The sequence below is a fragment of the Bacillus cereus group sp. BceL062 genome (genome assembly GCF_051780025.1).
GTDB classification, from domain to species: Bacteria; Bacillota; Bacilli; order Bacillales; family Bacillaceae_G; genus Bacillus_A; species Bacillus_A toyonensis.
Window position 1 is genome coordinate 253,845 of record NZ_JBPWGY010000010.1, and the last position, 13,944, is coordinate 267,788.

The window sequence follows — 13,944 nt, forward strand, 5'->3', positions numbered from 1 at the left end:
AGAATCAGTGGTTTACAAATGATTTGTAAATCTGTATAGTTTTATGTGAAATAATAGTAAGTATAAGATTACTGAATTTGTTATTTGAAAGAAGGAAAAACGATGAAGAAAAAGATTCTATTTTGGATTCTAGGTATCATTGGTGTTCTTGTTATTGCTGGTGGTGTATATGCATATACTGTTTACTCTAATGTATCTAATACGTTAAATACAGTACATAAGCCTTTGGATCGTGATAAGTCTGACAAACGAGATAAGAAAGTAGAGATTTCGGATAATAAACCTATATCTATTTTACTGATGGGTGTAGATCAGGAAGATAATGGGACAGGTAGATCGGATTCACTTATGTTATTTACCTTAAACCCAAAAACAAAATCTATGAAAATTACGAGTATTCCACGCGACTCTTATACGGAGATTGTAGGGAAAGGTAAAAAAGATAAAATCAACCATGCCTATGCTTTTGGTGGTATTGATATGTCTGTAAAAACAGTAGAGAATTTCTTAAATGTACCAGTTGATCATTATATTGAAGTAAATATGGCTGGATTTAGAGATATTGTAGATGCTGTTGGCGGTGTTGATGTAAATAACGATTTAGAGTTTACATCAAGAGATCAACATTTTGCTAAAGGTAATATTCATTTAAATGGTGAAACTGCATTAAAGTATACTCGTATGCGTTACGAGGATCCACGCGGTGACTTCGGTCGTCAAATGCGTCAGCGTCAAGTTATCCAAGCGGTAATTAAAAAGGGCGCAAGTGTATCTTCTCTAGCAAGTTACGGTGACGTATTAAAAGCAATTGAGAAAAACGTAAAAACAAGTTTAACGCAAGAGCAAATGTTTGAGATTCAAAAGAACTATAAAGATTGCATGGAGAACAGTGAAGAGATTCAAATCCCAGGCGACGGCCACAAAGCCGCTGATGGCATTTGGTATTACTATGTTCCAGATGCAGCGAAACAAGATATAACGAATAAGTTAAGAGCGCATCTTGAAGTGACTAAATAATATGTAATAACCCAACTCCTTTGGAAGGAGTTGGGTTTATTTTTGCATGGATTTATATTAATATTATATGTTGTGAGATTAATAGATGAGGTGAATCGATGAATAAGAAAGCAGTACTTGTTCTTGTTGTTTTTGTATTGTTTGTTGCTTCGATTGTGAGCGGTAAATTGTACTGGAATAAGAAAGTTGCAAATGCAACGGGACAGACAAGTGAAGTAACGAAGACAAAGGCTGAAGTGAAAGATAGCGGAGCGAAGAAAGAAGAGAAAAAAGCAGAGAAAAAGCAAGATGCGAAGTCATCTTTTAATGAAGCATATGCGAAGAATTTTCCAGATGAAGTGAAAGAGAAGTTGAAGAAAGCTGCTAAAGAGAAAAAGGCAGTGAATCTTGTTATCGTTGGTGATGAAGCTTCTTCATCAGAAAAAGATGCTTGGGCAGCTAAGTTAACAGCTAATTTAGAAACTGCTTACGGTAAAGGTTTATGGAATGTGACAGTAAAGGAATATAAGGGTGAAAGTACAGAAGAGTTAATCGCGAATAAGCGTGATAAAGAGATCGCGAAAGACAAGCCAGATGTGATTTTATTTGAGCCACCATTTATTACTGATAACGGTAAAACTGGTAATGGGAATTCTGTTGCGAGTACACAGAAGTTTGTTCAAGCACTTTCTACTAGTGCAAAAGGCGCTACAATTATGATTCAACCATCAAACCCAGTGTATGGTGCGAAGAATTATCCGAAAGCAATTGAGGCATTAAAGCAGTTTGCGACGCAAAATGGTTATACATATGTTGATCACTGGGGAGCATGGCCTGATGCAGCAACAAAGGCTATTTTACCGTACTTACAAGAAGAGTTTGGTTTCCCAAGTGCTAAAGGACATGAAGTTTGGGCACAATATGTAACGGATTATTTCGTGGCTAAGTAATAAAAAGTACACAAAAGGTATACGAGAAATCGTATGCCTTTTATTTATGTAAGTACGGGGTTACTGTCTAAGCGTAAGAGTTATTTGTTATAGCATAAGTAATTTATTTTCATTTATACCACAAGAACACTCCAAAAATCTGACTTTCCCTTTGAAAAATGTGGTGCCAAATAGTATGATGGTGTAGGAAACGGAGAAAATAACGGGAGATGTGTGAGTGATTTTATTCCGTTATATTATTTTAAATAGATGTTATTGCGAGGATTTTCATATGGGATTTAAACAAGAAATTAGAAAATTTATTGAAGGAAATAAGCTAGTTCGTACATTGTTAAAAAAGCCTTTAGAATATCGTGCGAATAAGCAATTGCAATTAGTACGAAACAATATTAAACAATATGGAGTAGAGTGTTTACTATTAGTGCAAGAAGCTTTTAAAGAGCATGATCAAGAATTTTGGTTAGATTATGGCACGTTACTTGGAGCTGTGCGAGAAAAAGATTTCATAAGCCATGATTTAGATATGGATATTGGCACTTTTAATATAAGTGAAGAGAAGAAAAGAGCACTAGAGAAAACGTTAAATGATAAAGGTGTTAAGACGTTTAGGGAGTTCACAGTTGATGGTCATGTTGTAGAGCAAACTTTCACTTATAAAGGAACTCATATCGATCTTTTCTATTATTTTTCGGAAGATCCTAATAAAGTATGGTGTTACTTCTTTGAAGGAACGGATGAGATGTCGACGCAGGAAAGAGGAACTGAAAAAATCCTTACAGGATGGAAAACGAAAACAGCAAGTTCTACACTGTTAGGAACGAAATTAATGCCATTCAAGGGCGAAGAATTCCCTGTTCCTTCAAATGTCGAAGAGTATCTTATTGAGAACTATGGTCCTAATTATATGATTAAGGATGAGAATTGGGATTTTGCAAATTCTGCTAGTAATATTAAGGTTGTTTCAGCCAATAACGTTGAGGCTATTTATAAATAAAAAGAAGTGCCCCTGTGCAAAATAAGCAGGGGCACTTCTTTTTATTTTAGATGATAGGAGAAATGTAAAACTGTATTTACTGAAATTTTACAACAAATTTACATTACACCTTATTAGTGATAATATTAATGTTGCGTTCAAATTTTGAATGTATTATCAATGTTATGGGGGACCACATATGCAACATGTGCTTGATATATTAGAAATTATTAATAAAGAACCAAATTTAAGTCAGAAGAAAATTGCAGAACGTAGTGGGATATCTACCGGAAAAGTGAATTATATTATAAATGATTTGACGAAAAAAAATTATGTTGTTAGTGAAAAAAATGGAAAACATATAAGCTATTATGTGAAAGAACAGGGTCTTAAATTTTTGCAGAGCGAGTTAGCTACACTGCAGAAAAAAAAGATTCGTATTCATCAGCGAGAGTATAAAAAAGTTAAGCAAGCAGTTATTCTTGCGGCAGGAAATCGTAAGGAATTAGGTAAACCATCTGGGTTATTATCCATTGGTGATAAAATACTTTTAAATCGAAATTTAGAGATATTACACAATAACGGAATTGAAAAAGTTGTTATTGTTTCTGGATATAAAAAAGAAAAATTTGCTTCTTGGAATAAAGAGCAAGGAGTATACTTTGTAGAAAACCCGAAATATAAATGGACAGGCTCTATGGCTTCACTTTCAAGTGTTCAAAGTTTAATTACAGATGATTTTCTATTAATTGAAGATGATATTTTAATAGAAGAAGATGCGATTTCTCAATTGCTACAATATCCGGAACGGGACTGTGTATTGATTACGAATGAAAGTGGTTCTGGTGATGAGGCATTTGTAGAGATTCAAAACGGGAATTTGTATAAAATTTCGAAAGATGTTCATCAATTAAATCGTATTGATGGCGAGATGATTGGAATTTCAAAACTTTCTTATGATGTTTTTCTTAATATGTTGGAGCTGTTTAATCATAATCAAAATCCGTATGTGAATTATGAATATTTACTTCTTGATGTTGCGAGAACATATGATATTGGGCATATCAAATTACAAAATATTGTGTGGGCAGAAATTGATACAAAACAGCAATATGAAGTTGTGAGGAATAAAATTTACCCTCGTTTATTGAGAAAAGAAGCAGAGTTTAAAGAAAAACAAATTAAAGGTCACGTTATGGAGGCTTTAAATATTTCAGAAGATGCTATTACAAATATTCAACCATTTGGCGGTATGACAAATACGAATTTCAAGGTAAGTGTCGGGGATTCAGAATATGTACTTCGTATTCCAGGAAGCGGTACGGAAGAAATGATTAGTCGTCATGACGAAATGGTGAATTCTAATTTGGCAAGTGAGCTAGGAATTGACGCTGAGCTTCTATACTTTAATGAAGAAACAGGTGTTAAGTTAGCAGAGCTTATTTCAAATGCAGAAACATTGAATCCGAAAACGGCGCGACGTAGCGATAATATGCAATTAACGGCAGCTATTTTGAAGGAATTACATGAATCAAGTGCAGCGATGAGTAATACCTTTAATGTATTCGAGAAAATTGAGCATTATGAAGGTTTATTAAGTAAATCAAATGGTTCAAACTTTGCTGATTATAAAAAGGTAAAGAAGCAAGTTATGCGATTAAAAGCAATGTATGAGAAAATGGATGTTCAGTTAACACCTTGCCATAATGATACTGTTGCTGAAAACTTTGTGAAAAACGGAGAAAACAAGATGTATTTAATCGACTGGGAGTATGGCGGCTTGAATGATCCGATGTGGGATATTGCAGCGCATAGTTTAGAGTGTGAATTCTCAGCTGAAGATGAAGAGTTATTTTTAGATTACTATTTTAATGGAAAAGTAGAAGAAATGCATCGACAAAGAATCTTATTAAATAAAATTTTCCAAGACTTTTTATGGAGTATTTGGACAAAGATTAAAGAAGCAGCGGGTAGTGACTTCGGAACATATGGAATGGATCGTTATACGCGTGCAAAAGAAAATTTACAGTTATTTTTAGAGTACTATGGAGGATACCAGTATGAATCGAAAGCAAAGTAGAGGGATTTTTTATGGTGTGTTCTCCGGATTTGCTTGGGCTATAGATACGGTTTTAATTGGGATTATATTATCCTCGACAGTTATGTTGGAAACGGAGCAAGTTATATTCCTTGCGCCGCTTGTTAGCACCTTTTTACATGATTTTATGTCGACATTGTGGATGATGGTCTATATGGGACTTAAAGGTCAATTACGAACAGCGCTTTCTAAATTAAAAACAAGAAGTGGTCGTTTCGTAATGTTAGGTGCTTTAATGGGCGGACCTTTAGGGATGACGTTTTATGTATTAGCTGTAAAGTATATAGGGGCTTCGTATACGGCAGCAATTTCAGCCATATATCCAGCCGTTGGAGCATTTTTTGCATTTATGTTTTTAAAAGAACGTTTACGCTCTTGGAATTGGTTAGGGCTTGTAATAAGCATTAGTAGTATTATTATTCTTGGCTTTACCGGTGATGGATTTGCAACACAAAACTACATGTTAGGTTTTATTTTTGTTTTGATTTGTATTATAGGTTGGGGATTAGAATGTGTTATTTGTGCCTACGGTATGAAGGATGGGGAAGTCTCGCCAGAAGAGGCGTTGCAAATTCGCCAACTTGTTTCGTCTGTAACATATGGACTGATCATTTTACCGACATTAGGCGGGCATTTTTTAACGAAAGAAGTTATGGTAAGTAGTGAATTTATCTTAATTATCTTTGTGGCGTTAATTGGGACGGCTTCGTACATTTTTTACTATAAAGCAATCCATGAACTGGGCCCAACGAAAGCCATGGGGCTGAATATTACATATTCAGCTTGGGCGATTTGGATTTCTATATTAGTAATGGGAACACCATTTTCTTGGAAATTAATTATTTGTTGTTTATTCATTATTGTAGGGGCTGTTTTAACAGTCGCGGATGCAAATGAATTTATTAAGAGAAAGAAATATAAAGGAGAGGTAGCATGAGAGCGATTTTATTAGCAGCTGGTATGGGGACACGCTTGCGCCCATTAACATTAACGAAACCAAAGTCATTAGTAGAGGTAAACGGGAAACCGATGCTAGAACGACAAATTGAATATTTACAAGAGATTGGTATAGATGAAATTATTGTTGTTACTGGATATTTATCGGAAAAATTTAATTATCTTGTTGATAAATATGAAAATATACGTCTTGTATATAACGATAAATATAATGTGTATAACAATATTTATACGATGTATGTAGTGCGTGAATATTTGGCAGATGCGTATGTGGTAGATGCTGATGTGTATTTACATCGTAATATATTTATTGAAAAACCAGAGTCATCTTTATACTTTAGTGCAAGGAAAGAAGATTTCCGCAATGAATGGATTATTAAGCACGATGAGAGCAAGAAAGTGTACGATATTGAAATTGGTGACGGTCATGATGATTACATTTTATGTGGCCTTTCCTATTGGTGTAAGGACGATGCGGATTATATCGTAAAAGAGTTAGAAAAAGCAGTGGAGCAAGAAGACTTTAGTGAGCTGTATTGGGATAATATTGTGAAAGATAATATTGGTCATCTGAATGTTCATTTATATGAAATTGATAGCAATGACAGCTTTGAAATAGATTCTGTCGAGGATTTAGAGAAGGTTGAAGAGAAGCTTGCCGCTTTAAGAAGTTAGTTGTCGTTACGGTTCACATTATATTATTTTAAATGAATGTTTATGGTAAAATATAGGTAAGCATAAAATGTATGAGAGAAACTATATATTTGTTGTATTGAGTATAGTAGGAGGAATAACATGATTTCAATTTTGGTTTGTGGCGGAGCTGGCTACATCGGTTCACACGCTGTGAAAAAATTAGTAGATGAAGGTTTATCTGTAGTAGTAGTTGATAATTTACAAACAGGTCATGAAGATGCCATTACAGAAGGCGCAAAGTTTTATAAAGGAGACCTTCGTGATAAAAGTTTCTTAAGAGATGTCTTTACACAAGAAAATATTGATGCGGTTATGCATTTCGCGGCTGATTCTTTAGTTGGTGTTAGTATGGAGAAACCTCTTCAATATTATAACAACAACGTGTATGGCGCACTTTGCTTATTAGAAGTAATGGACGAGTTTAAAGTAGATAAGTTCATTTTCTCTTCTACTGCGGCAACTTACGGCGAAGTAGATGTGGATCTTATTACTGAGGAAACTGTAACAAATCCAACGAATACGTATGGCGAGACAAAATTAGCAATTGAAAAAATGCTTCATTGGTATAGCCAAGCGTCTAACTTAAAATATAAGGTCTTCAGATACTTTAACGTGGCTGGGGCAACTCCAAATGGTATTATTGGGGAAGATCATCGTCCAGAGACACATTTAATTCCTCTTGTATTGCAAGTGGCGTTAGGTCAACGTGAGAAAATTATGATGTTTGGTGAAGATTATAATACACCAGATGGTACTTGTATTCGTGATTATATTCATGTTGAAGATTTAGTAGCGGCTCATTTCTTAGGACTTAAAGACCTACAAAACGGCGGAGAAAGTGATTTCTATAACTTAGGAAACGGTAATGGTTTCAGTGTAAAAGAAATCGTTGATGCAGTTCGTGAAGTTACAAATCATGAAATTCCTGCTGAGGTAGCACCGCGTCGTGCGGGAGATCCAGCACGTTTAGTTGCTTCTTCTCAGAAGGCGAAAGAGAAGTTAGGATGGGATCCTCAGTATGTAAATGTGAAAACAATCATTGAGCATGCTTGGAATTGGCATCAAAAACAACCGAATGGATATGCTAAGTAAATATAATAAGTGAAAGAGAGGGTATTGTCGTTCAACATATGTTCGACAATATCCTCTCTTTTTTTGTATGATTTTTGCTATACTAAACTGTACTATAATACAGGATGGAAGGAGGATAAGGATGAAAATACTTGTAGTTGATGATGAATCGAGTATTCGTAATTTGATTCGAATGCAGTTAGAGATGGAAGGATATGAAGTATTAGTAGCGGCTGATGGTAGAGAAGCGCTAGAGAAGTGGAATGAAGGACCGGATGTATTGATTTTGGATGTTATGCTTCCAGATACAGATGGGTATGAGTTACTTCGCTTGTTCCGTGAGAAGGATAGGGATATTCCAGTACTCATGTTAACTGCAAAGAGTCAGATGAATGATAAATTGCTCGGCTTGCAACTCGGTGCGGATGATTATGTAACGAAGCCTTTCAATTATGCGGAGCTCATTCTTCGTGTGAAGAATATGAGTCGGCGTGTGAAGAAGGAAGAGGTTACGGCAAGCCACGAAGTAATTCGAGCTGGAGAGTTAATAATTTGTCCTAAGGAAAGAAAATTACATGTTAGTGGACAAGAGATTCAGTTAACGTACCGAGAATTTAATTTATGTCAGCTGTTTGTTTCAAATCCACAGCGTGTATTTATGAGAGATGAGTTACTCGAGAAAGTGTGGGGCTTTGAGTATATCGGAAATACGAGAGCGGTTGATATTATGGTGCAAAGATTACGTAAGAAGCTTGGTACGAGCGGAGAATATATTAAAACAATTTATGGCGTTGGCTATAAGCTGGATTGTTAAGTGGTGATAATATGTCGTTAAAACGGAATATGGTATTTGGAATAGTTGGATTGTTGATTCCAATTCTTTTTCTTTTGTATACGGTTGTTTATATTTCACTAGAGAAGAATATGTATCATAATGCAGCAGATTCTCTTGAGAAGTTAAGTGTAGAGGCACAAATTTATACGATGAATTATTTAGAGAAAGAAGCAGAAATCGAGACGTTAGGTCCGAATTCGCTTTTAATTGCTTCGTACTTAGCGAAGCGGATGGATGTTCGTGTACAGATGATAGGAAAGAATGGAGATGTTGTTGCAGATACACAAAAAGGAGCGTTACTTCATCGAAATATTGATATTGAGAGTTCTTTGAAGGGTAAGAAAGCTTATGTTTTTGCGGAAGGAGAGCCAGCACCCATTCTTTTGTTTTCAAGCCCGGTTTATTATGGAAACGATGTCATTGGGAGTATTCGTTTTATAGATGAGTTAACGGGTGAGAAGGAAGTTTTAACAAATGTGAGCTGGACTTTTCTAATGACATCTCTTTGTTTAGTGGCTGCAGGTATTTTCTTTGCGGTTCGTTTAGCTAGGTCTCTTCATAGGCCAATTGATCAGTTGAGACAAATGGCAAAGCGGCTTGCGAATGGCGATTATGAAAGTAAGATTGAGCTAAATGAGTATGTGGAAATTGCACAGCTTTCAGCATCCTTTAATGCGATGGCTGATGGAATTGAACTGCATATTAAGCAATTGAAGGAAGAAAAAGAGAAACAGAAAGATTTCTTGGACCGTATTACGCATGAGTTGAAGACACCACTTACGGCAATTATCGGTTATGTTGATTTAATTCCGAAGTTACACTCGAAGGAAGATGTGCAAGAGAGTCTCCGATATGTAGCTGTAGAAAGTGAGCGTCTATTATCACTTGTAGAGGAATTACTTAAGTCTTCAAAGTACGGGACGAGTACGTTTGAAGTGTCACCTACAGTTGTGAATATAAAAGAATTAGCAGAAGAAGCAGTTTCAATTGTGAAACCCCGTCTGCAGCAATTTGAGATTGAAGTGATAAATGAGTTAACGGATGTACATGTCGTTGCGGATTTTGATAAGACGAAGCAAATCTTTTTAAATGTACTTGATAATGCAATTAAATATAGTGATGCTACGCAAATTCGCATGAATGTAATTGTAAGTGAGCATGAGGCGAAGGTTTTTGTTCATGATGATGGTATCGGTATAGATGAGGATGTACTTGCCGAGTGGAATGGGTCTCCAGGAGGGAAAATGCTTCCTTCTAGTTACGGGAACGGCTATGGTTTGTATATTTGTCAGGAGATTATGAATAAGCAAGGCGGAAGTATGCGAATTGAGAGCAGTGAAGAGATTGGTACTACGATATTTATTACATTTTTGCTTCCAAGACGAATGGAAGACATAAAAAACTTGAAAGCGGTTAAATGATACATTTATGAAACAATTATGCGGTATTTTCGAAACAACGTTTTTTTATCTTGGAGGTAGGCAGAAATGAAAAGGCTATCATTTCAAATTCTTATGTTTGTCTTTTGTATCATTGTTTCTCTTGTTTTGTTTTATGTTGTGGAGAAACAAACATATAATCGAATCACAATTGTGAATGACAAACAAGCCGTTTTACAAAGAGTGAACGAATCTCTTCCAATTGAAGTGAAAGTAAGACATGAAAAGTGGGGAGAAATTGTTGTAACGGATGAAGTTCGTTTACATACAATTGTTTCATTCTTTGACCGAATTCGAATAGAACCGAGAGAGGCAGAGAGCCAAGAACAAGTATTTACTGGAGAAGTAACGTACTTGAATGGACATAAGCGTACTTTTGCAGTAGGTGACTTGTTCCAGTATGAGGCGAACGTATACGGAAAGAAGGGCACTGATCCGATGATCTCGGCATTTCAAACGTATTTGTTAAGCCTGTATTACACGCCCGAGCGTATTAGTGATTTCTTCGCTTCAGCAAAGGATGTCATAGTACGTCAAGGGAATGTAGTACGTACTATCAATCTTACGCACATGCTTGATTCTATTCGGTACGCAAAACAAATTACAGATTACGGAGAAATTCAGAAATTATTACAATCACAGAATGAACCGATTGCTTATATGACAGCTTATAAATCAGGTAAGCGTGTAAAGAATGAGCGTGAAGATATTCTGACGATTTCTGTGTATCCATCGTACTTTGTTGTGCAATACCTCGGTGATAATAACGGGAATGTCATGTATATGAAAGGCTCTCTAGCAGAGTTATTCGTAAAGGAGAATGCGTCATGAGAAAGATAGCCTTTTTCTTCTTTTTGCTAGTAATTGGAGGAGCGATGTCTAGTTGCTCTCGAGATACAACCTCTATTAAATATAATAAAAGTGGTCTCCCTATTTTGGATGATCGTCATCTTGTTGCATATGTAGCGGCCCGTGAGGAAGTTGGTGAGGCATTGCTTTCATCATTTTGTAAACCGCGCGGATGTACGTATGAATTTATTCGTCTTTCGACAGAAGAACTTCTTCGAAGAGTGGAAGAAGAATCTGGAAACCCGAAAGCGGATATTATTATTGGCGGTACAGTAGATGCACATCAAATGATGAAGCAAAAAGATCTGTCTATTCCTGTGACGAGCCAGCATGCGAATCGTATTTCAAAAACTGTTAAAGATAAAGATGGTTATTGGTACGGTTACGAAGTAGAGAAATTGGCAATCGCAATTAATAAAGAGCGGTGGAACGAAGAAATAGCACCGCTTGGCCTACCGTATCCATCCAGGTGGCAAGATTTATTAAACTCTGCGTACACAGGAAAGATTGTTATGCCAGATCCAAATGTTTCGGGTACTGCATATACGTTTTTTCAATCACTTATTGATACTTTAGGTGAAGAGGAAGCGAAGGCGTATGTGAAGCATCTTGCAGGACAGGTTGGAGAAGTAACAGTGAATGGTTACATACCAGCGGAACTTGTGGCAAGTGGTGAATATATGATAGGCATCAATTTTATGGGAGATCAGAGAATGCTTCAAAAACGAGGCTTTCCTATTTTAAGTAACGAACCTGAGCAAACAGGTTTGTCTGTCAATGCGATTTCGAAACTAAAACGTGCACCGAGTGGTATTATTGCGGATTTATTTATTGATTATTGTTTATCAGAAGAAGCGGGTCACATTTTAGAAAAAGTTTCGTTTGGCGTACCAACGATGTTTGCGAAGAATGAGAAAGAAATAGAAGGACAGCCGGTTAGAAGGACGAACCAAAATATATCAAATAGTGGAATAATCGAGATATGGAATAGACAGCGTCTCTCTCAAAAGTGAGAAAAGGAGACGAGTGTATATGTTTAAATGGCTTAAGCCAGCACCTGCAATTGAGAGATTACCAGCGGATATGATCGCGAAAGTATATACGTTACTACGTATTCGTGTGCTAATCGGAATCTCTGTTGGATATGCTGCTTATTATTTAGTACGCAGTAACTTTACGTTATCAAGTACGTATTTAGTACAAGAATATGGTTTTAGTACAGCTGAAATTGGACTACTAGGTTCAGTAATGGCGATTGTTTATGGATTTAGTAAGTTCTTTATGGGGAATTTATCAGATAAAGCTTTTGCCCAGCGCTTTATCGCAGTCGGATTATTCTTATCAGGGCTTGTAAATATTTGTTTCGGATTTGCATCTTCATTTGGAATGATTGTTACATTACTTGTCCTGAACGGTATTGTACAAGGTATGGGAGCACCACCTTGTAGTATCGTTATGACGAAATGGTTCTCAAAGAAAGAACGCGGTACGAAAACAGGTATTTGGAATATTTCACATAACGTTGGCGGAATGCTTGTGCCACCACTTGTCGGAATTGGTGTAGGTATTTTCGGTGAAAGTCATTGGCAAGGCGGCGTGTTTATTTTCCCAGCGATTATCGCAATGGTAATTTCAGTTCTTGTTTGGATCAATGCGAAGGATACACCAGAGTCTGAAGGTCTTCCTCCAATTGATGAGTATCGTAATGACTATGAAAATCTTGAAAAAGCAGATAATGCTAACAAGATGTCACCAAAAGAGATTTTAATGAAATATGTAGTGAAAAATAAATTTGTATGGTTCTTATGTATTGCGAATGCATTTGTTTATTTAATTCGTTTCGGTGTTATTAACTGGGTTCCACTTTATTTAACGACAGTTAAAGGTTTTTCAAAAAATGAAGCACATGCAGCATACGCAATCTTTGAAGGTATGGCAATTCCAAGTTCATTAATCGTTGGTCTTTTAAGTGATAAATTATTTAAAGGGAAACGTATGCCATTGTGTATTATTAGTATGGTTGGAGTTGTTATTGGTACGTTTGTATATTGGCAAGCAACTAGCGTACTTGTTGTAAGTATTGCAGTTTCTATTATCGGATGTTTAATTTACGTACCACAGTTCTTAATCGGTTTAAGTGCGATGGAATTAGTACCGAAATTTGCGGTAGGTACGACAGTTGGTATGTGTGGTCTGTTCGGTTATGTGGGCGGAAGTCTTGTAGCAAACGCAGCAATTGGTGTTATTGTTGATCGTTCTGGCTGGGATGGTTGCTTTATCTTACTATTAACAGGTGCGATTTTATCAACAGTCTTCTTGTTCATCGTTCAACGTGGACATGAGAGAAAAGATCCTAAAGCGGCGTAATATTTTGTTTGAAAAGCTATCCAATTTTTATATTGGATAGCTTTTTCTATATAATATAATATTTCCTTAAAACTATCTTAAAAGATACGATGTCATATTTCTAATCATTGGAATTTTTGTTACAATATAAATGAATGTGTAAAACTTTGTAAAATGATTGTAATAATATATGAATATTTTTCAGAAAGTTTTATACAATTGTGGTGTTTATTAAACTATTAATTTATAAAGGGAGAGAGAATATGTTACCAAATACGGTTCGTACTCCAAATAAGAAGAAAAAATGGATTATTATCGGAGTTATTGCACTAATTGTTATTGTGGCAGCAGTTAATATTTTTATTATGCAAGGTAAGAAGAAGGGCGCATCAACAACAGCTGATGCTGTAAGTTTTGAGAAAGTGACAGAGCGTAAGCTGAATAATACGAAGTTAGTTTCTGGTCAGGTGAAGCCTGGGAATATTGAAAGTTTCTATGCGGATCCGGCCAAAGGAAAAGTGAAAGATATTGAGGTAAAAGAGGGACAAGAGGTAGAGAAAGGTACGAAGTTATTCTCTTATGATAATGAAGAGATTAATCTTCAAATGAAGCAAGCTGAGCTTGATCAGAAGATGGCAGATATGCGTTATGATCAAGGGAAAAAGAAGATTGATTCGCTCAAGAAAGAAATTAAGAAGGTGAAAGATAGCGGAGCTGGGAAAGAAGTAACAGAT

Annotated in this window: 12 protein-coding genes and 1 pseudogene; all 13 read left to right on the forward strand. The window is 36.0% G+C overall.

Going from position 1 to position 13,944, the window contains the following annotated elements; genetic code table 11:
- The first annotated feature begins 102 nt into the window (after window positions 1–102).
- A complete protein-coding gene (gene tagU, locus ACS2MN_RS22730; RefSeq protein ID WP_000727068.1) occupies window positions 103–1,017 on the forward strand; it encodes a polyisoprenyl-teichoic acid--peptidoglycan teichoic acid transferase TagU in 915 nt (304 codons plus the stop codon).
- Between the two features lie 98 nt (window positions 1,018–1,115).
- Window positions 1,116–1,946, forward strand: coding sequence for an SGNH/GDSL hydrolase family protein (locus ACS2MN_RS22735; RefSeq protein ID WP_098691480.1), 831 nt, complete (start codon window positions 1,116–1,118; stop codon window positions 1,944–1,946).
- Window positions 1,947–2,217: 271 nt separating this feature from the next.
- Window positions 2,218–2,940, forward strand: coding sequence for a LicD family protein (locus tag ACS2MN_RS22740; RefSeq protein WP_000505982.1), 723 nt, complete (start codon window positions 2,218–2,220; stop codon window positions 2,938–2,940).
- 178 nt (window positions 2,941–3,118) lie between these two features.
- On the forward strand, window positions 3,119–4,999 hold the full coding sequence (locus ACS2MN_RS22745) for a phosphocholine cytidylyltransferase/choline kinase family protein (RefSeq protein ID WP_001164931.1): 1,881 nt from the start codon (window positions 3,119–3,121) through the stop codon (window positions 4,997–4,999).
- The gene (locus ACS2MN_RS22750; RefSeq protein WP_001080585.1) at window positions 4,980–5,954 is read left to right on the forward strand and encodes a DMT family transporter; all 975 of its coding nucleotides are present in this window, start codon (window positions 4,980–4,982) and stop codon (window positions 5,952–5,954) included. Before ACS2MN_RS22745 ends, ACS2MN_RS22750 begins: the two co-directional genes overlap by 20 nt.
- Window positions 5,951–6,649 carry a sugar phosphate nucleotidyltransferase gene (locus ACS2MN_RS22755; protein WP_087950867.1) on the forward strand — a complete coding sequence of 233 codons (699 nt, stop codon included), beginning with the start codon at window positions 5,951–5,953 and terminating at the stop codon, window positions 6,647–6,649. The genes ACS2MN_RS22750 and ACS2MN_RS22755 overlap by 4 nt, the downstream gene beginning before the upstream one ends.
- Window positions 6,650–6,769: 120 nt before the next feature.
- Window positions 6,770–7,762 (forward strand): UDP-glucose 4-epimerase GalE, encoded by a 993-nt coding sequence (gene galE / locus ACS2MN_RS22760; protein ID WP_346994791.1) that lies wholly within the window; start codon window positions 6,770–6,772, stop codon window positions 7,760–7,762.
- A gap of 121 nt (window positions 7,763–7,883) precedes the next feature.
- Window positions 7,884–8,555 carry a response regulator transcription factor gene (locus tag ACS2MN_RS22765; protein WP_000699589.1) on the forward strand — a complete coding sequence of 224 codons (672 nt, stop codon included), beginning with the start codon at window positions 7,884–7,886 and terminating at the stop codon, window positions 8,553–8,555.
- A gap of 11 nt (window positions 8,556–8,566) precedes the next feature.
- Window positions 8,567–9,997: a sensor histidine kinase gene (locus ACS2MN_RS22770; RefSeq protein WP_000054070.1), complete on the forward strand. Its 1,431-nt coding sequence runs from the start codon at window positions 8,567–8,569 to the stop codon at window positions 9,995–9,997.
- A 66-nt stretch (window positions 9,998–10,063) separates the two neighbouring features.
- The gene (locus tag ACS2MN_RS22775; protein ID WP_346994792.1) at window positions 10,064–10,846 is read left to right on the forward strand and encodes a DUF3919 family protein; all 783 of its coding nucleotides are present in this window, start codon (window positions 10,064–10,066) and stop codon (window positions 10,844–10,846) included.
- Window positions 10,843–11,877, forward strand: coding sequence for an ABC transporter substrate-binding protein (locus ACS2MN_RS22780; RefSeq protein ID WP_001225622.1), 1,035 nt, complete (start codon window positions 10,843–10,845; stop codon window positions 11,875–11,877). The genes ACS2MN_RS22775 and ACS2MN_RS22780 overlap by 4 nt, the downstream gene beginning before the upstream one ends.
- Before the next feature lie 19 nt (window positions 11,878–11,896).
- Window positions 11,897–13,231: an MFS transporter gene (locus ACS2MN_RS22785; protein WP_000477572.1), complete on the forward strand. Its 1,335-nt coding sequence runs from the start codon at window positions 11,897–11,899 to the stop codon at window positions 13,229–13,231.
- Between the two features lie 242 nt (window positions 13,232–13,473).
- A pseudogene (locus tag ACS2MN_RS22790) lies at window positions 13,474–13,944 on the forward strand (efflux transporter periplasmic adaptor subunit); the annotation flags it as partial.